The sequence below is a fragment of the Clostridium gallinarum genome (assembly GCF_014836325.1).
In the GTDB taxonomy this organism is placed as follows: Bacteria; Bacillota; Clostridia; order Clostridiales; family Clostridiaceae; genus Clostridium; species Clostridium gallinarum.
Map to the genome: position 1 here is coordinate 20,838 of NZ_JACSQZ010000011.1, position 20,949 is coordinate 41,786.

A 20,949-nucleotide genomic window follows, 5' to 3' on the forward strand; every position below is an offset into this window, starting at 1 on the left:
TTTATTTTCTATTCTATTAATTATTTTATATAATTTTATATAAAATGCAATATAATATAAAAATAAACCACTTTTTACACAAATTATAGCATCTTAACATAAAAAATCATATCTGTTATACTTCTTATCGGTTAAAAAAATAACAATCAATTAGGGGGAAATATGAAAAAGAATTTTTTACGTAAGTTAATCTCAACTACTTTAGCTTTCGCATTATCAACTAGCTTACTAATAGGATGCGAATCTAAAAGTAACTCTGTTGCTAAAGCTGGAACTTATACAGCAACTGAAAAAGGCTTTGGCGGAGATGTTACAGTAAATTTAACAATATCAGAAGATGGTAAAATATCTTCAATAGATGTTAATGCTGACTCTGAAACTCCTACTATCGGAGGTGAAGCAGCTCCAAAATTAGCCAAAACTATAGTTGATACTCAAAGTTTAGCTATAGATACTGTAAGTGGAGCTACTTATACTAGTACTGCAGTTATAAATGCAGTTACTGCTGCATTAACTGAAGCAGGTGCAGATATAGATGCTTTTAAGAATAATGAAATTTCTAAAAATGGAGAAAATGAAGAAGTTAATGTTGATGTAGTCGTTGTAGGTGCTGGTGGTTCTGGTACAGCTGCTGCTCTAGCTGCTACTGAAGCTGGACTTAACGTGTTAATAGTTGAAAAAAATCCTTCAGCTGGTGGTAACTCAAAAATAGCTTCAGGTTTCTTTGCAATTGGTACTGAATTACAAAAAAGCGAAGGTCTTAATCTTTCTGTAGATAAAGCAGTTCAAGATTTAATGGAATTTAATCAATATTTATCCAACGGTACTATTGTAAGAAAAATTGTTGAAAACGCTGCTGATACAGTTGAATGGTTACAAGGATATGGAGTTGAATTCTATCTTCCTGAAACAACTACTCAAGCTGCTCATGAAGATGATCCTTATAAATGGAAAACATATCATAAATTTGTAGATCAAGCTCAAGCTTTTGAAAATATGTACACTAATCTTGAAAATATGGGAGCTAAAGTTGTTTATAATACTTCTTTAGATACAATAATGAAAAATAGTGATGGTGTTGTAACTGGTATAACTGCAACAAAAGAAGATGGTGGTATATTAACTGTTAATGCAAATGCAACTATTATTTGTACAGGTGGTTTTGGTGCTAATGAAGAAAAAACATCTGCTGCTTTAAATTCTAATTTATTTAATTCACTTGGAATGCCAAATAATGGTGAAGGTATTGAAGCAATTGAAGCAATTGGTGGCTTTGATTTAGATGGAACTCCACTTTTACATGCTTGTCAATTTGCTGAATCAACAGTTAAGCAGGATTCTGCTGGTGAAAATCTTGCTGGATTCTCTGATACAAGCTTAACACAAATACTTAACAGTCCATTATTATGGGTAGATATTACTGGTAGTCGTTTCACTAACGAGGATGTTGTTTATGATACAGCTTTCTGGGCAAATGCTGCATATACAGTTGGTGGAAAATACTATATTATAGTTGATAAAGCTACATTAGAAGATTTTTCAAAAGGAACATCTCTAACTGTATCTCAAGCTGGTCCTGGAGCTAAGATGGATCTTGATGATTTTGTTAAATTAGCAGACCAATCTGTTGAAGCTGGTACTGCATTTAAGGGAAGTACACTTGAAGAATTAGCTGAAGCTACTGGAATGAATGCTGATGACTTAAAAGCTACTGTTGAACGTTATAATTCAATGGTTGAAAAAGGTTCAGATACTGATTATGGTAAAGCAAGCTCATCATTAGCTTATAAAGTTGAATCTGGCGATTATTATGCCTTTGATGTACGTGGAGTATTCTTAGGTACAGTTGGTGGAGTTAAAGTAGATGACAATATGCAAGTTATGACTACTGATTTCGAATTAATTCCTGGTTTATATGCTGCTGGAACAACAGCTGGTGGATATTATACAGGGGTTGGATATCCTCCATATGAAGGTTTAGCTTGTGGATTTGCTTATACTTCTGGTAGAATAGCAGGAACAAGTGCTGTTGAATATGTAAATTCAATAAAATAAATTAATAAATAAAAAATCTGCGATATTTTATCGCAGATTTTTTATTTATTATACCAATTTTAATGTTATAATTAACTACTTCATAGATTCAATAACACTATCAACAAGTGCATCCATATCAACAACATTATCTTCCTTCATTGATGAAACTAAAGAAAGTTTATTATCTAGTATATTCATCTTCTTCATTCCATCAAAACATTTTTCCATTAATTGTCCTGATTTAGTTGCCCATGAACCATTTTCAATTAATGCAACAGTTCTATTTTGAACATTAAGAGCCTTCATATCCATTAAGTAGTTATGCATTAAAGGATATATACCTAAGTTATATGTTACAGAAGCTATAACTAAATGGCTAACTCTAAATGTTTCAGCAATTAATGTTGATACATGTGTATTTGACACATCATACATAACTATATTTGTTATTCCTTTTTCAACAAACTTAGTTGCTAATGCATTAGCTGCTGATTCAGTATTTCCATACATTGAAGCATATACTATCATTACAGCTTCTTCTTCTGGTTCATACTTACTCCACTTATCATGCTTGTCTATAAAATAACCTAAGTTTGTTCTCCAAACTGGTCCATGTAATGGACAAATCATCTTAATATCAAGATTACTTGCTTTCTTAAGAAGTGATTGTACTTGTGGACCATATTTACCAACTATATTTGTATAATATCTTCTGGCATCATCTATCCAATCACGCTCAAAGTTAACTTCATCATTAAATAATTTTCCATCTAATGCTCCAAATGAACCAAAGGCATCAGCTGAGAATAAAACACCATTTGTAGTATCAAAGCTAACCATAACTTCTGGCCAGTGTACCATTGGTGCACTTATAAACTTAATTTCATGTTTACCAAAAGATTTTACATCTCCATCTTTTACTTCTATTATTCTACCATCTACGTTGAAACCAAATTGTCTCATTAATAAAAATGATTTTTCAGTACTTATTATTTTCACATCTGGATAACGTATAATTATTTCCTCTATTGAAGCACCGTGATCTGGTTCCATATGATTAATAACTAAATAATCTAAACTTCTACCATTTAAAACAGCTTCAATATTCTCTAAAAATTGTCTAGATATTGACCAATCTACAGTATCAAATAATACTGTTTTCTCATCTAATAATAAGTATGAATTATATGAAACACCTCTTGGAATTGGGTGAATATTTTCAAATAGAGCAAGACGTCTATCATTACCACCTACCCAATACAGGTCTTCAGTTACTTTTCTAACACAAAACATAAATTAATCCTCCTTTTGACTATGAAAATTTAAATTAGCTAAAGATTAAGCTTCTATAAAATTAGATTTTTCTTCACCACAATCTGGACATATCCATTCTTCTGGGAGTTTTTCAAATAAAGTTCCTGACTCTATTTCATTCTCCTCATCACCTATTTCAGGATCATATTCATATCCACAACCAGTGCATACATATGTCTTCCATGTAGGTTTAATCTTTTTCGGAATATGTCTCTTCATCTTTTTCATAGGAGGAGCATCCTTCTTAGGTTCCCCATTATCTAAAGCAGCTGTTAATAATGGCATTATTTCAATTAAATCACCAACTATACCATAATCAGTATTTTTAAATATTGGTGCATTAGGATTATTATTAATAGCAACTATAGTTGTAGCATCCTTTATCCCCTTCAGATGTTGTCCAGCACCTGATATTCCACATGCTATATAAAGATTTCCATTAAACTTTTGGCCTGACATTCCAACATAACGATTTAGAGGTAAATATTTTAATGTTTCAGCTACAGGACGTGATGAACCAATAGCTGCACCAGCTTGGACAGCTAATGCCCTTGCTAATTCCATATTTTTTTCTTCTCCAATTCCTCTACCAACACTAACTACACGTTCTGCTTTTGGTATTGGAGTATTTATATCTATTCCTATAGTAAAATCATATCCATCAGATTTTAAAGCTTCTACAAGCTTATCCACTTTTTCTTTAGCTGTACCTTCATTAAATATAACCTTCTTACGAGCCCCTGTCAATGGGTCAGCTTTCTTCTTTGCTTTAGAATCCTTCTTAGGCATCTTTCCTATAATATGTGATGCTATAACAACTCTTTGAATTTCATTAGTTCCTTCATAAATTGTGCAAATCTTAGCATCTCTATAAGCTCTTTCTACTTCCATTCCCTTTAAGTACCCTGAACCACCAAATATTTGTAATGCATCATTAACTACTTCTAAACATATATCAGAGGCATATTGCTTAGCCATAGCAGCTTCCATTGAATATGGTTCATGATTTTCTTTAAGCTCTGCTGCACTATAAACTAACATTCTAGCACATCTTAATTTAGTTGCCATGTCTGCTAACTTAAAAGAAATTACTTGTTGCTGGCATATAGGCTTTCCAAATTGAACTCTTTCCTTAGAATATTCTAAAGCGTTTTCATAAGCTCCTTGAGCTATTCCTAAAGCTTGGGCTGCTATTCCTATACGTCCACCATCTAATGTTTGCATAGCTATTTTAAAGCCTTCCCCTTCTTTTCCTAATAAATTTTCCTTAGGAACTTTTACATTATTAAATATTAATTCTGCAGTTGAAGATGAACGAATACCCATTTTATCGTAATGATCTCCAAAAGTGAAACCTTCCCATCCTTTTTCAACTATAAAAGCACTAATTCCTCTTACTCCTATATCTGGAGTAGTTACTGCAAATACAACATATGTATCTGCCTTATCTGCATTTGTTATAAATATCTTACCACCATTTAAAATATAATAATCTTCTTCTAATACTGCAGTTGTCTCAGTTCCACCTGCATCACTACCTGCATTAGGTTCTGTTAATCCAAATGCTCCAATTTTTTCTCCCTTTGCTAAAGGAACTAAATATTTTTGTTTTTGTTCCTCAGTTCCAAAAGCAGCTATTGGATAACTACCTAATGAAACATGAGCTGACAATATTACTCCTGTTCCACCATCAACTCTAGAAAGTTCTTCTACAGCAATAGCATAACTAATAACATCTCTTCCTAACCCACCATATTCTTTTGGATAAGGTGTTCCAAGTACACCCATTTCCCCTAATTTTTTAACCACTTCTGTTGGAAAAATATTTTCCTTATCCCACATAAAGGCTTGTGGTCTTATTTCAGCCTCTGAAAATTCTCTAATTTTAGCACGAAATTCTTCGTGTTGTTCTGTAGTCTTAAAAAACATAAATATGCCTCCCTTTATTTAGTGTTAAAAACTTTAAACACTTTACCATATAATAAAAGCTAAAACTAATACTGCAACTAATTATACCAATTTTTTCTATCTATTAATAATTATTATTTTAAAACTAATAATATTTATTGTCAATCAATTCTGAAAATATTTACATATTTGAAGTTGTGCCACTTTCTTTTATCATAATTCGCAAATTTATTCACTCCAAATCTTAAATATATCAAAATGAATATATAAAATGTATATTATAATTTTTTAATAACCATACCCTACTTTTTAATAAATTTTTTTAAATTATAAAAAGGTGTGATTAACTTAATCACACCTTTTGAATTAAAATTTAGGACTTATTTCTGTTGATTGAATTCTCTTTAAATCTTTTTGTCTAAGTCTTGTTTCATTCATTATTTTATCCCAAGACTCTCCTGCTATTAACATATCTTTTGCTCTAGAATAAGCTTCATTTTTACTTTCTCTATTCATATTTCCTCCAAGCTTTTCATTTTATATATTTTGTATTCATTTATATTATTAGAGGAATTAAGTTTATTTATTACAAAAGTATTTTGTTATATTAATCCTATATTATTTTTACAATATATTTTAGAATTATTTATCTTTATATAATTTGTATTTTCTTTTTCCTATTTTGTATATAAAAAATATTATATTTCTGCTATTTAATACTTCACTATAAATTAATTGAACTTATAAAATGTTATTAATACAAATAACATTTTATAAGTTCATATACATGAAAAAAGACTGTAGTCTCCTACAGTCTAATTTACTATCTTCTGTTGTTGTTCTTTCTTGCTCTTCTGCAATCAGGACATCTAACTGGATCGTTATCGAATCCTTTTTCTTTGTAGAATTCTTGTTCTCCAACTGTGAACACAAATTCATTTCCGCAATCTTTACAAACTATTTTCTTATCTTCCATTATAAAAACCTCCACTTTAAAGACCATATAGTAATATTAATCTCTATTATGGAGAATATCATTATCTATCAAAATCTTTAAACTAATTATTTTTTATAGCTTTTAACTACTTTATTATAATATCATACTTAATAAAAAAAATCTACACTTTTTTAATAATTATACATAAAAATTTTACCAATTTGATCATTAAATTCTCTTACTTTTTATAAGGCTAAATAATTTAATTTTATAATTTGTAATAAACATTTCAATTCAAAAAATACCGGTAGTATATACTACCGGCAAAGAAACCTACGTAACCCCTTAGGGTCATTATTATTTTTATCCATTTTACTATTTTATATTCTTTATTTATAAATTTTATATTATAAATCACTTCTATCCATTAAATATTCTAAAAGTTCTTTTGATGATTTAGATCTAGAATATCGCTCATACTCTACTTTATCTAACTTCTTTTCCATATCATAAATAAATTTTTCTGTATCACTACTTTTATAGATTTTATTATCAAATCTAGTATCTTCTATACTAATTCTTATCATATCAATAGCTTCTACTAATTCTTTTCTATAATCATCTTCTGTTAAAATAACAGTTTCTCTTGAGCTATTTATATTATTTTCTTTTTTTATATTATAAATTAAAAAATTATAGTCATCTGGCTTACCTAATAAATAATACTTCAAATTACCATCCTTATAAAAATTCTCCATAGAATTTGAATGTTGAGAAAAATAAATAGTTTTTTTATCTAATAAATCTGTTATTGCTTGAGAATGAAAAGCTATATTATTGGGTCTTGAATATTGAACAATATCTCCAATATATATGCTATTATAAATTTCCTCCCACTTAATCAAGGCATCTTCGATTTTAAATTCTCTATATTTATAAACTCTTTTGAGCTCTTTTCCAAAATGTGAGTTAAATGCCTTAGCTGCTGTCCAAGTAACAGTTCTATTGGGTAGATTAGACGAATAATAAAACCAAGAGTTAATATTAGTTGCACTATTTTTACTTCCTATAAACTCCATTCCACCAGCTCTCAATACTTGAGATACAAAGTTAGTACAATCTCCACCATCATTTACATAATTATAATATTCCTTATTAGGATTTATTGCCCATTTAATAGCATACTCTCTAGCTTTTTCTCTACTATAATTAATATTTTCATTATTTATTTTTATTCCATCATTTATACTTTTTGCTTTTGAGACTTTAATATTTATTAATAGGGTACACATTATAAAAATTAATAATATTATCAATTTTAATTTTATTTTAAATAAATTCTTCATATTTATTTCTCCCAATATATTTATTTTGTATACTTATATCTTTTGAAATAAAAACTAAATTTATTACGAAAAAAAGGACTTTGCATAAAATTCCACTATATAAATATTAAATTCACATGAAATTTTAATATTTATATAATATCATTAATGCAATAGTCCTAATCTTTTATTTTTCCAAGTTAAATTTGACTATTTTTAACTCTCTTTACCACCTTTTAACATTTCTCCAATAGCTGCTATGCTTCCAAGAGAAGATAATGTTTCATTTGGTAGTATAAGCTTATTAGCTGGATTATTAGCCATTTCTTTTAAAGCTTCAACTTGCTTTAATGCTATAACTGTTTCATTAGTTCCTGATTCAATAATAGCTTGGTTAACCTTTCTAATAGCTTCCGCTTCTGCAATTGAAATTTCTTCAATTGCCTTAGCCTTACCTTCTGCTTCAAGCAATTGAGATTCCTTTAAACCTTCTGCTCTTCTTATATTAGCTTCCTTTTCAGCTTCTGCAGCAAGTATTTTAGCTCTCTTTTCACCTTCTGCTTTTTCAATTTGAGATTGTCTTTGTCCTTCTGCTTCAAGAATCATAGCTCTCTTATTTCTTTCTGCTTTCATTTGCTTTTCCATAGCTTCTTGAATTTCTGTTGGAGGTATTATATTTTTAATCTCAACTGAAAGAATTTTTATACCATAAGCATCAGTAACTTCATCGATTATACTTAAAAGATCTTGATTTATCTTATCTCTGCCTGATAATATTTCATCTAATGACATATTACCTAAAATATTTCTCATATTAGTTGTTGCTGAATAAACTATACCTGATCTATAATCTTCAATATTATAAACTGCATCTTTTGCATTTAAAAGTTTATAGAATATTACATTATCAACTGAAATTTTAACATTGTCTTTAGTTATAACTGATTGTGGTGGTACATCTAAAATTTGTTGTTTTGTTGAAACCTTTCTTCTAACAAAGTCTACAAAAGGAATCATAAAGTGCCAACCAGGTTCTAAAGTTTTATGATACTGTCCAAATCTTTCTACTACGTATAAATATCCTGTATTTACTATCTTTATTGATGACAAAATTGTAATTAAAATGAAAAGTATTATTACTCCTATAATAACTAATCCTATTAAACTATCCATTATCTACACCTCTTTTTTTATATTTAATTTAATACCTTCAATACCAATAATCTTAAAGTTCTCACCTATTTTAATTTCTTCTCCTGTATTTTGCACAGTCCAATAGACTCCATCTACTTTAACTCTAGCCCTATCTATTATATTTTCCTCTGCTTTCATAATCCTACCTATATAGGTTTCTTCCATTAAAGGTATTCTTTTAACTGATTTTTTAAATTTCTTCTTTGCCCAAGGATAACCTATAGCAATAGTAATTAAATTAATAACTAGGAAAATTATAATTTGAACTCCAAATGATATTCCTATGAAGTCTGCTACCATTGCTGTAACTGCACCAACTACAAACCATGCAAATAAAAAATTACTTGTAGCTATATCTATAGCAATTGCAATTCCAGCAATAATAATCCAAAATATTATTGCACTCATTATTCCCCCTCCTTTTTTAATATTATAACATTACTGACAAAAATTTAAAATTTATTTGTTTGATATTTTTATTATATTATATATTTTATTATTTTACAAGTATTTCTATATCTTTTTATATAGTATTTTATAACCCTTATCTCTTTTTTGTTTTCTTTTCTCCTATTATCATTGATTTTCTATAGTTTTCCTTTTATTATTTAAATAGTTAGTTGTGAATTTAATATTTAAAAAGAGTTAAAATATAAATATAGTTTATAGATAGGAGAGATTTTATGGATTTTATAAAAGTTGCATCTGCATGTCCCGTAACACGAGTTGCAGATGTTGAATATAACTTAGAAAATATATTTAAATGCTTAGATGAAGCAAGTAAAAATAATGCAAAGGCAATAATTTTTCCAGAGCTATGTATTACATCTTATAGCTGTGGTGATTTATTTATGCAATACACTCTTATAGAAAAATCTAATATTGCTATAGAAAAAATAATTGAAAAGAGTTTAAATTTAGATATGCTAATTGCAGTTGGGGCTCCATTAGTATTTAAGAACACTCTTTTTAATTGTGCTTATATAATATTTAACGGAAAACTACTTGGAATTGTTCCAAAGTCCTATATTCCAAATTATAGTGAATTTTATGAAAAACGTTGGTTTAGTGAAGGCTTAGGAATAATTGATGAAAAAGTAGATTTTGACTTTCAAAAGGATGTTCCTTTTGGCACTAACTTAATTTTTAAATCTAATGATTATACTTTTGGATTTGAAGTTTGCGAAGACCTTTGGGTTACTATTCCCCCAAGTTCTTATCTTTCACTTTTAGGAGCAAATATCATTGGAAATTTATCAGCTTCTAACGAACTTGTTAGTAAAAAAGATTATAGAGAAGCTTTAATCTCTAATCAAAGTGCTAGATGTATGTCTGCTTATATTTATTCATCTGCAGGAGTTCATGAATCAACTACAGATTTATTATTTAGTGGACACTTACTTATAGCTGAAAATGGTTCAATATTAAAACAAAACAATAGATTTCAAAGAGACAATGAAGTTATCTATTCTTATATAGATGTATTTAAGCTTAATGCCGAAAGACTTAAAAATATAAGCTATAGAGATGCTTCTAGAATTGTTCCTTTTGATGCTAAAATAATAAACTTTAATTATAAGGAAAATAAAATTATAGATTTTGATAGACACATAGATAAGCATCCTTTTGTTCCATCAAACACAAAATTAAGAGAAGAAAGATGCAAAGAAATATTTAGTATTCAAGCTGCTGCTTTAGCTAAAAGAATGGAGCATACTAATCTTAAAAAAGCTGTTATAGGTATATCTGGCGGTCTAGACTCTACTTTAGCTTTACTAGTTGTAGCAAAAACCTTTAAACTTTTAGGTTTAGATAATAAAAATATAGTTACTATTACTATGCCAGGCTTTGGTACTACAGATAGAACTTATAACAATGCTTTAACTCTATGCAGAGAACTTGGCTGTGATTTAAGAGAAATAAATATAGTAAAGGCGGCACTTCAACACTTTGAAGATATAGGCCATGATAAAAATATCCATGATGTTACTTATGAAAATGTTCAAGCAAGAGAAAGAACTCAAATCCTTATGGATTTAGCTAATAAAGAAGGTGGATTATTAATAGGAACTGGCGATCTTTCAGAGCTTGCTCTTGGATGGTGTACTTATAATGGAGATCATATGAGTATGTATTCTGTAAATCCTTCAATTCCAAAGACCTTAGTTAGGTACTTAGTTAAATATGTAGCTGAAAAGGAATCTACTAAGGAGGTTGCTGAAACCTTATTAGATATATTAGATACACCTGTTAGCCCTGAGTTATTACCTAAGGGAGATAAGGGTGAAATAACACAAAAAACAGAAGATATAGTTGGGCCTTATGAATTACATGACTTTTTCCTATATCACTTTATAAAAAATGGTTCTTCAAAGGAAAGAATTAAAACTCTTGCAAAATATGCCTTTAAGGATGATTATAGTGAAGAAGAAATAACAAAATGGCTTGATAAATTTATATATAGATTCTTTACACAACAATTTAAAAGAAGCGCTTTACCTGATGGTCCTAAGGTTGGTACTATATCCTTAAGTCCACGAGGAGATTGGAGAATGCCTTCTGATGCTTCTTTTAATTCTTTTAAATAGAAAATAGATAAATAGTATATTCCTTGCTCCGTCGCATGCGCTCCAAGTCGCCGTCATATAATATTTATCTATTTTCACACTGAAAGTTATTTAAAAATTAATAAAAGAACTTTGTAATTAGATAAAGAAATTTATAAAAAAATCACATTATAGTTTGCACTATTAATGTGATTTTTTTATTTATTTTTAAAGTTGAATAATTGTTTCTAAAGGAGACTTTCCTGTTAGTTCAACACTTCTATTGTCTGGTTGTGATACTCCTACATATATTTTAAATTTAGTACTATCAATAACTCTTTCACCATCATCATTCACTACTTCAAAGGATTTTTTATCTAATCTTAAAGTTATATCTAAGCTTTCTCCAATATTAAGCTTAACTCTTTTAAAAGCTGCTAAACTATGATTTAGTACTGCGTATTTTGATTCAAGATCTTTAATATAGCATTGTATTACTTCATCTGTATCGAAGTTTCCAATATTTTTTACATTAACAGTTACATCAACGTATTCAAAATCTTTGTTAACTTCTGATACTCTTAAATTTGATAATTCAATATTAGAATAAGTTAATCCATATCCAAATGGATATAGTACTTCTGATTCTACATATCTATAGGTTCTTCCTTTCATTGAATAATCTTCAAAGGCTGGAAGGTCATCTTCATTTTTATAGAAGGTTACTGGTAACTTTCCACTTGGTGAATATTTACCAAACAATAAATCTGATATAGCTCTTCCACCTAGTCCTCCTGGATACCATACATCTAAGATAGCTTCACACTTTTCTTCTGCGCCATTAAAGGTTAATGCACTTCCTGCGCCAACTAGTAAAATAACAGGAGTTCCTGTTTCTATAATTTTTTCTAATAATTCTTGTTGATTTCCTGGTAAATTTAAATCTATCTTATCTCCTGCTGCATCACTATTTCCTGCATCTCCTTGTTCACCTTCAATAGTAGAGTCTAACCCTAAACAAAGTATTGCAACATCCGATCTTTCAGCTATAGATATTGCTTCTTGTAATCTATCATCTGGTTGTGCTAAACCTTGAATTCTATCTTTGTATAAATGACATCCCTCTGAATAATAAACTCTAATATTATCTTCAACAGCTTCATGAATACCTTCTAAAATAGTAACATATTTCGAAGCTGTACCTGAATAATTTCCCTTAAGCATAATTTCACTATTTGCATTTGGTCCAATAACTGCGATAGATTTTAACTTTTCCTTATTTAATGGTAATATTCCATTATTCCTTAATAAAACAATAGACTTTCTTGCAGCACTTAAAGCTAATTCACTATGTTCTTTGCAATCATTTACTTCATATGGTATATTGTTATATTCACAATTTTCATCAAACATTCCAAGTCTTATTCTAGTTGCCATTAATCGCTCTACTGCAATTGTTATATCCTCTTCTGAAACAAGTCCTTCCTTATATGCTAATAATAATTGAAGATATACATTTCCACAGTTTAAATCACATCCATTTTTTATAGCTAAAGCAGCTGATTCTGTAGCAGTGCTTGTTACTTGATGATATAAATGAAAATCTGCTATTGCCCAACAATCAGAAACTACATGTCCATTAAAATTCCATTTTCCTCTTAGAATATCCTTTAATAAAGTTTTACTTCCACAACAAGGTTCGCCATTTGTTCTATTATACGCTCCCATTACTGCTTCTACATCTGCTTCCTTTACACAAGCTTCAAAGGCTGGTAAATAAGTTTCATATAAATCTTTTTTACTTACAACTGCATCAAATTCATGTCTTAATTTTTCTGGCCCACTATGAACAGCAAAATGTTTTGCACAAGCAGCCGTCTTTAAATACTTTCCTTCCCCTTGAAGTCCATTAACAAAAGCTACTCCAAGTTTAGATGTTAAATATGGATCTTCTCCATAAGTTTCATGTCCTCTTCCCCATCTAGGATCTCTAAATATATTTATATTAGGAGACCATAATGTTATACCTTTATAAATATCTCTATCATCCTTTTTTGTATTTTCATTATATTTTGCACGAGCTTCTGTAGATATTACCTTTGCAACTTCATATAATAAATCATCATCAAACATAGCTGCTAGTGCAATTGCTTGTGGAAATACAGTAGCTGTACCAGCTCTTGCAACTCCATGTAATCCCTCATTCCACCAGTTATATCTTGGTATATTTAGGTGTTCTATAGGTGCTGCATTATATGTTAATTGTGATGCCTTTTCTTGCAATGTCATTTTAGATACTAATTCTTTTGCTTTAGCTAAAGCCTCTTCATGCTTCATTCTATTATCTTTATTCATAATAAACCTCATACCCTTCTAATAAATAATCTATAAAACTTAATTTCATAATTTAACTTTTTTTAATTTACACATATTTTTCTAATGTAACTTTTACTGCACCTCTTTCAGATATCATTTCTTTAAAATAATTACACACAGTTTTTGCCATATTTACTTCATAAAGATTTACTCCAAATATTCTCTTATCTTCAAGTATAGGTCTTAATACTTCTTCAAAGTTCTTATCATCTCCAATATTAATAGAAGACATAATTGATGTTAATGAATTTAACATTGGATCTTGACTTAATTCAAATCTTTTTCCATTATCATCTATTCCCATAAGATATCTAAGCCATCCTGCAAATACAAGAGGTATTAGTTTTAAGTTAGATATATCTAAATTTAATGAAGTATCATAAGCTTTAATTGTCTCACCAAAACGAATAGCTAATTTCTGTGATGTATCTGTTGCTATACGTTTAGGTGAATCTGGTATAAATATATTTGGAAGCCTTATATTTAAAACTGTATCTATAAATTCCTTCGGATCTAATATTCCTGGATCTACTACAACAGGAAGCCCCTCTTTATATCCAATTCCCCAAGCTAATTTTCTTAGTGTTTTATCCTTCATTTCATCAGAGATTAAATCATAATTTAAAATACATCCAAATATAGCAAGAGCTGTATGAATTGGATTTAAGCATGTACACACCTTCATTTTTTCAACTTTTTCTACATTCTCTCTAGTAGTAAATATTACACCATCATTCTCTAAAAGTGGCCTACCATTAGGAAATACATCTTCTATAACTAAATATTCACATTCCTCAGCATTTACAAAAGGAGCAACATAAGTACTTTTTTTTGTAACTATTGCTTCAATTTCTTCTACTCCATCTTCTTTTAATAGTTTTTCTATATCCTTAGATGGGCGTGGAGTAATTTTATCAATCATGGTCAATGGAAATGATACTTTATTACTATCGTTAATATAGTTAACAAATTCATTTTCAACTAAATTATTTTCAACCCATTTTTTAGCTATCTCTATTACAGCATTATGAAGCTTATCTCCATTTTTTGAGCAATTATCCATACTAACCATAGCAATTGGTTTTTCATAACTAAGATATCTTGTATATAATAGTGAAGTTATTTTACCAATATAGCTTTCAGGTTTATTAGGACCATTTTTTATATCCCTCAATATTGATGGAAGCAAATTTCCTTCACCATCTATTAAGCTGTATCCTTTCTCTGTAATTGTAAAACTTGCTATTTGAAGAGAGTCTTTTCTAAATATCTCATTTAACCTATTAAAATTACTTTCATTTTCTGAATCTAAAATTAATGATTCTACAATACTTCCTATTACAGTTTTCCTAATAGAACCATCTGTTTTAAGCGTAATAGCAATACTATAATTATCGTGTGGATTATTAATTTTTTCTATAATTTCATAATCATAACCTTCAGCAACTATAAGTCCAGAATCAATTATTCCTTCATTTAATAAGTTTTGTACTAAATTCCCATAAAAAATACGAAATATATTTCCAGCACCAAAATGTATCATCTTAGGCTTTTCACTTGTATTTTTTATAACTGTAGATCTATCATACTTAGGTAAATCATAACCAAAATCTTTCCAATACTTATTATTCGATAGCCCTTTTTCATTTAGCTTCATACTTATCTCCTTTTTTAATTGCCTCCCAAAGTCCATTTAAATAAGTTGCTCCAAGAGCCCTATCATATAAACCATATCCTGGCATTGCTACTTCATCCCATATCATACGCCCATGATCTGGACGAATAGGTCCTGTAAAATCTATATCATATAATGCCTTCATTATTTCATACATATCAAAAGATCCATCAGATGAAAGATGTGCAGCTTCTTCAAAATCATCTTTAGAATTAAACTTTAAGTTTCTAACATGAGCAAAATGTACTCTACCCTTTAAAGCTCTAATCATATCTGGCATATCATTTTCAAGATTCGTTCCATAAGATCCAGAACAAAATGTAATTCCATTATGTCTATCATCTACCATATTAAGCATTCTTAAAATATTTTTTTTATTAATTATTATGCGAGGTAATCCAAAAACGCTCCAAGCAGGATCATCTGGATGTATTGCCATATTAATATCATACTTATTACACACAGGCATTATTTTTTCTAGGAAGTATTTTAAGTTTTCAAATAATCTTTCTTCATCAACATCCTTATACATTTCAAATAAATCTTTAATCTTTTCCATACGATAAGGCTCCCACCCTGGAATAACTGTACCATTTGTATGATTGGAAATATGATTAAACATTTCTTCTGGATTTATTGAATCTATAGTTTCTTGATTATAAGCTAGAACAGTTGACCCATCACTTCTTACTCTATCAAGCTCTGTTCTTGTCCAATCAAATACTGGCATAAAATTATAACAAACAAGTTTAATACCTTCTTTGCCTAAATTTTCTAAAGTTTTTATATAATTATCAATATATATATCCCTATCATTAGAACCAATTTTAATTGACTCATGAATATTAACACTTTCAATACCAGCTATTTTAAGTCCTGCCTCTTCTACTTCAGCCTTAAGCTCACGAATACTTTCACTGCTCCATATATCTCCTGGTACTGTATCATATAAAGTTGTTATTACTCCAGTAACTCCAGGAATCTGTCTAATCTGCTTCAGTGTAACTGTATCAAACTTTGATCCAAACCATCTTAAGGTCATTTCCATAATAACTCTCACTCCTTTCTTTATACTTAAACAATAATTATTTTGATATGATTATTATAGGTTTCTATAAAGTTTTAAATTTATATATTGTAGTATGTCTATATTCATCATTTGCCTTAAGTAATGTAGATTCAAAACTTACATCATTTATAGCATTTGGTACAAACTGTGTTTCTAAACATATACCACTTCTTCTTTTATACGCTGTATTTTCTTTACCTATTTCATTTCCATCAAGAAAATTACCACTATAAATTTGAACTCCAATATTAGTTGTATACATTTCCATAACTCTTCCTGTTAATTCATCAACAAGTTTAGCTGATAATACATTTAAATCTCCATTTGAATTTAATATCCAATTATGATCATACCCTTGCCCAAATTCTATTTGTTCATCTGAATCATTTATATTTTCTCCTATAGCTTTCAATTTTCTGAAGTCCATAGGTGTATTTTCCACATTTTTTATTTCTCCTGTTGGAATTGAGTATTTATTATTTAACGTAAATTTATTTGAATTAATCATTAATTTTTGTTCTAAAACATCCCCTGAAGAATGACCTCTAAGATTAAAGTAAGAATGATTTGTAAGATTTACAACAGTATCTTTATCACTAATAGCTCTATATTCTATTTTTATACTATTGTATTCTGTAAGCTGATAAATAACATCCACTTTTAGATTTCCAGGATATCCTTCTTCCATATCCTTACTTAAATATGATAATTTCAATATATTTTTTTCATTATCTAATATTTCAGAATCCCATACTACTTTATCAAAACCAAACCTTCCTCCATGGAGATGATTTTCTCCATCATTTGCTTCTAATTCATATATTTTATCATTAATATTGAATCTACTATTTTTTATTCTATTTGCACATCTTCCAATTAAAGCCCCATGAAACTTTTTACCATTCTCATATCCTTCAATAGTATCATAACCTAAAATGACATCATCAAAATTGCCTTCTTTATCTGGAACCTTAATTTCTACTATGGCTCCACCATAAGTTATAATTTTTACTTCCATTTTATTTTTGTTAGTTAAAATATAACTTTTAACTTTAATACCACTTTTGGTTTTTCCAAAAAACTTTTCATCTATAGTCATAATTACCTTCACCACCTATTTTAAATTTATAAAAAAACATACATATTAATATATATGTGTATTATTTACTCTTTATTTTTTTTCTATATTGCAATGGAGTTTCCCCCTTCAATTGAACAAACTTACTTATAAAATAATCTGTATTATTATATCCAACCTGCTCTGCAATTTTATATATCTTATCATCACTATTCATTAATATTTCTTCTGCTCTATCAATTCTATAAACGTTTAAATAATCCTTAAATGACATATTATATTTCTTTTTAAATATTTGTCCTAAATATGCACTATTAATATAATATTTTTCTCCTAATGATTTTAAGCTTAACTTATCCATATAATGTACTGATATTTCTCTATCTATATGATCTAATATACCTTGAGAATTTTTTTGTCTTATTTGGACTAAATAATTGGAAAATTCTAAAGAAAATTCCTTTAAATGCTTAGAGCTTCCTCTACTTATATTCTCCTTAAAAACTCCCAAACTTATATACTGAATAATTTTTTGTTGATCTACTTTTTCGTCTATACCTCTTGCTATATTTATAAGATTGCATAGTAAGTAATCTATATTTATTGTTATAATATCTAAATCTATAAAATGATTTTTAAAACTATTATAAAACTTATCAACACATTCTATTATTTGTTCTTTATCATTTTCTTCAATAGCTTTAATTAAATCATCCATATATTTTTTTTCAATGCTATAGCTTTCACTATTATTCATTATGTCATCATAATATGATATTTTGCTATCTATTGAAAAATTAGAAAACATTTTAGCTATAATCGATGTTTTATATGATATTTCAAGTTCTTCAATACATTTAACCTGTTGCCCTATATAAATATAGAATTCATATTTATAACCTTCTTTTACATAATCAATTAGATTTCTTATATATTCCTTTTCACTAATGCACTTTTCTCTTGATAATCTTTTTTCATAAATAAATCCTATATCATAACAATCTTTTTCATTAATTACATCAAATATAACATTATAATAATCTTTTCCTAACCAATCTAATATTCTCTTATACAAATTATGCTGACCTAATCTTTTTTCCTCATGTGTCATATTAAAATATCTTTCATTATTATAATTTACTTCTATATTTATATATCTAATTTCACAACTCGGATTAAATCTATTTTTTATATAGTTTAAACTTTTTTCATCGTATCTACCTGATATTAACTCACTTAAATATTTATCATAAATAAGTTTTTCATTATTTTCTTTTTCTTCTTTTTTCAAAATTATATTATTATGTCTTTCCTGTATTTTAACTAAAGAATTGATAAGCTCTTCTCTTTGTATAGGCTTTAAAAGATAATCTCTAACATTATATTTCATTGCCTTTCTAGCATATTCAAACTCAGAAAACCCACTTAAAACTATAAAATTAATTTTTTTACTTATATTTTTATATACATACTCTATAAGTTCTAATCCATCCATTTGAGGCATTTTTATATCTGTAATTACAAGTTCTATTTCTTTTTCCTTTATTATTTCCATAGCCCTTATTCCATTTTCAGATTCATCTATAATTTCATACCCATACTTTTCCCAATCAATTAAAACCTTTAATCCCTGCCTGATAAATGGCTCATCATCTACTATTAAAGTTTTAATCATAAAATTCCTCTCCCTTTTTAAACTCCTCCATATATATTTTTATCGTAATGTCTGTTCCTTGATTTTGCTCACTATCTATCTCAAAACTTATATTATTATTGAAATACATCTTCATTCTCATATATGCATTAAATATACCTATACTTTTTTCTTCATTTAACGATTCAAAATTAAATTTTTCTATACGTTTTCTTATAGTATCTAAAATATCCTCTGAAATCCCTTTTCCAGTATCTGAAATTTCCATACATAAATATTCTTCATTTTTAAAAATAGATACACTAATCCCCGCATTATATGATATTTTTTCTATTCCATGAATACATGCATTTTCAACAAAGGTTAGCAATGATAATTTTGGTATCTTATAGTTCTTACAGTCCTCCATAATATAAGAACTATAAGATAGTTTTTCACCAAACCTATATCTTTGGATATCAATATAATTATTGACAAACTTCATTTCTTCCTCAATAGTTATATTGTCGTTCCCCCAATTTATTGTTGTTCTAAGTAAAACAGATAACTTTTCTATTATTTCTGCTGTTTCATTTTCTTTTTTTATAATACTTCTCATCCTTATTGTTTCTAAAGTATTAAACATAAAATGCGGATTAACTTGGCTTTGAAGTGCTTTAAGTTCTGCTTGTTTTTTTGATAATTGAAGAATTTTCTTCTCTGCATCTTCTTTAAAAACAACTTCAATTAATTCTTTAATTTTTAAAACCATTAAATTATAGCTTTTTATCAAAGTACCAATTTCATCATTTCCATCAATATTATCTATTTCGTAAAACTCTTCATTTTTAACTTTATCTAAATAATTATTAATTACTTTAACTCTATTTATTAAAGATTTTGATATTAAACTTATTACTATAGTTGGTAATACTAAGTTAAATAAAGTTAAATATAAAAAAAGTTTACTTGAATTTTTAAAACCATTTATTATTCCATTATTCTTATCAGTAAAAATAATTTCCCAATCACTTTTTGATTGATTTAATTTCAACTTTTCTTTTATTAATATATCTTTTTTGTTTATTATATCTATTTTCTTAAAATCATCTTTTGGAAAATATAGTCCTTTATTAGCTAATAATATTAAATCCTTATTTACTATATATAAACTTTCATCTAATTGCTCATTTATTATATTACTTAATAATGTATTGTAATTTATATCTATTTTTACTATTTTTTCTTTATTATCTTTATAATAATCTAATTTTCTTACAATACTTATAACTCTACAAGGATTATTATCAGCAAATAACTCTCTATCTTTATCATATTCTATTGTAATAGTAGTACTTTCACCATTTTCAACATACTGCTTGTACCATTCTCTCTCTCTTACTTTTGGTGTTATTTTCGAAATATTAGCACTATTTATTATGCTATCGTTATCAACATAGACCGTAATTTTGTATATATGTTGAGGATTATAATAATCTTTTATTGCAGTATTTCCCAAAAGGTCAAAATATTTTTCATAATATTTTACTGGAGCATTATACTCTGTTGATATTATATTATTTAAATTTTCATCTGAATTTATATGATTTGTAAGCATCATACACTCTTCAATAACTCCATTTAAATTATAGGTTACTCTGTCTATTACATGGTATATATTTATCTTTTGTTCCTTTTTTTGATTATTTCTAACTGTATATAACATTAAACTATTAGTAATAAACATAGGAATTAATACACAAAAAATAAATATAATTAATAATTTAGATTTTATACTACAATAATTTAGAAAGTTTTTAAATTTCATCTCTTTATCCTTTACCCTTAAAAAAATTA

The 20,949-nt window shown here is 27.9% G+C and carries 15 protein-coding genes; 2 read left to right on the forward strand and 13 right to left on the reverse strand.

Annotation, left to right across the window (positions count from 1 at the left end):
* Positions 1–162: 162 nt before the first annotated feature.
* Positions 163–2,055 carry an FAD-dependent oxidoreductase gene (locus H9660_RS04680; protein WP_191749037.1) on the forward strand — a complete coding sequence of 631 codons (1,893 nt, stop codon included), beginning with the start codon at positions 163–165 and terminating at the stop codon, positions 2,053–2,055.
* Positions 2,056–2,130: 75 nt separating this feature from the next.
* Here H9660_RS04680 and H9660_RS04685 read toward each other — a convergent pair whose 3' ends face one another.
* From H9660_RS04685 to H9660_RS04715, 7 genes are all read right to left on the reverse strand, one after another.
* Positions 2,131–3,330, reverse strand: a complete 1,200-nt coding sequence (locus H9660_RS04685; protein ID WP_191749039.1) for an FprA family A-type flavoprotein — start codon at positions 3,328–3,330, stop codon at positions 2,131–2,133.
* Positions 3,331–3,375: 45 nt separating this feature from the next.
* A complete protein-coding gene (locus H9660_RS04690; protein ID WP_191749041.1) occupies positions 3,376–5,280 on the reverse strand; it encodes an acyl-CoA dehydrogenase family protein in 1,905 nt (634 codons plus the stop codon).
* A gap of 345 nt (positions 5,281–5,625) precedes the next feature.
* Positions 5,626–5,775 carry a hypothetical protein gene (locus H9660_RS04695; RefSeq protein WP_191749043.1) on the reverse strand — a complete coding sequence of 50 codons (150 nt, stop codon included), beginning with the start codon at positions 5,773–5,775 and terminating at the stop codon, positions 5,626–5,628.
* A 307-nt stretch (positions 5,776–6,082) separates the two neighbouring features.
* A complete protein-coding gene (locus H9660_RS04700) occupies positions 6,083–6,235 on the reverse strand; it encodes a zinc-ribbon domain-containing protein (RefSeq protein WP_191749112.1) in 153 nt (50 codons plus the stop codon).
* 368 nt (positions 6,236–6,603) lie between these two features.
* The gene (locus tag H9660_RS04705; RefSeq protein WP_191749045.1) at positions 6,604–7,542 is read right to left on the reverse strand and encodes an amidase domain-containing protein; all 939 of its coding nucleotides are present in this window, start codon (positions 7,540–7,542) and stop codon (positions 6,604–6,606) included.
* Between the two features lie 195 nt (positions 7,543–7,737).
* On the reverse strand, positions 7,738–8,694 hold the full coding sequence (locus H9660_RS04710; RefSeq protein ID WP_191749047.1) for an SPFH domain-containing protein: 957 nt from the start codon (positions 8,692–8,694) through the stop codon (positions 7,738–7,740).
* A gap of 3 nt (positions 8,695–8,697) precedes the next feature.
* Positions 8,698–9,123 (reverse strand): NfeD family protein, encoded by a 426-nt coding sequence (locus H9660_RS04715; RefSeq protein ID WP_191749048.1) that lies wholly within the window; start codon positions 9,121–9,123, stop codon positions 8,698–8,700.
* Positions 9,124–9,398: 275 nt separating this feature from the next.
* Between H9660_RS04715 and H9660_RS04720 the strand changes: the two genes are divergently transcribed.
* Complete coding sequence (locus H9660_RS04720) at positions 9,399–11,303, forward strand: NAD(+) synthase (RefSeq protein WP_191749050.1); 1,905 nt, start codon at positions 9,399–9,401, stop codon at positions 11,301–11,303.
* A gap of 186 nt (positions 11,304–11,489) precedes the next feature.
* Here H9660_RS04720 and H9660_RS04725 read toward each other — a convergent pair whose 3' ends face one another.
* The 6 genes from H9660_RS04725 to H9660_RS04750 all read right to left on the reverse strand — a co-directional run bounded on the left by H9660_RS04725 (position 11,490) and on the right by H9660_RS04750 (position 20,920).
* Entirely contained in the window at positions 11,490–13,616 is a 2,127-nt protein-coding gene (locus tag H9660_RS04725; protein WP_191749052.1) for a glycoside hydrolase family 3 C-terminal domain-containing protein, read from the reverse strand.
* Positions 13,617–13,683: 67 nt separating this feature from the next.
* Positions 13,684–15,294, reverse strand: a complete 1,611-nt coding sequence (locus H9660_RS04730; RefSeq protein ID WP_191749054.1) for a mannitol dehydrogenase family protein — start codon at positions 15,292–15,294, stop codon at positions 13,684–13,686.
* Positions 15,281–16,360, reverse strand: coding sequence for a mannonate dehydratase (gene uxuA / locus H9660_RS04735; RefSeq protein ID WP_191749056.1), 1,080 nt, complete (start codon positions 16,358–16,360; stop codon positions 15,281–15,283). Before uxuA ends, H9660_RS04730 begins: the two co-directional genes overlap by 14 nt.
* 64 nt (positions 16,361–16,424) lie before the next feature.
* Positions 16,425–17,480 (reverse strand): aldose epimerase family protein, encoded by a 1,056-nt coding sequence (locus H9660_RS04740; RefSeq protein ID WP_191749058.1) that lies wholly within the window; start codon positions 17,478–17,480, stop codon positions 16,425–16,427.
* Positions 17,481–17,541: 61 nt separating this feature from the next.
* On the reverse strand, positions 17,542–19,134 hold the full coding sequence (locus H9660_RS04745; protein WP_191749060.1) for a response regulator transcription factor: 1,593 nt from the start codon (positions 19,132–19,134) through the stop codon (positions 17,542–17,544).
* Positions 19,127–20,920 (reverse strand): sensor histidine kinase, encoded by a 1,794-nt coding sequence (locus H9660_RS04750; protein ID WP_191749063.1) that lies wholly within the window; start codon positions 20,918–20,920, stop codon positions 19,127–19,129. Before H9660_RS04750 ends, H9660_RS04745 begins: the two co-directional genes overlap by 8 nt.
* Positions 20,921–20,949: the final 29 nt, after the last annotated feature.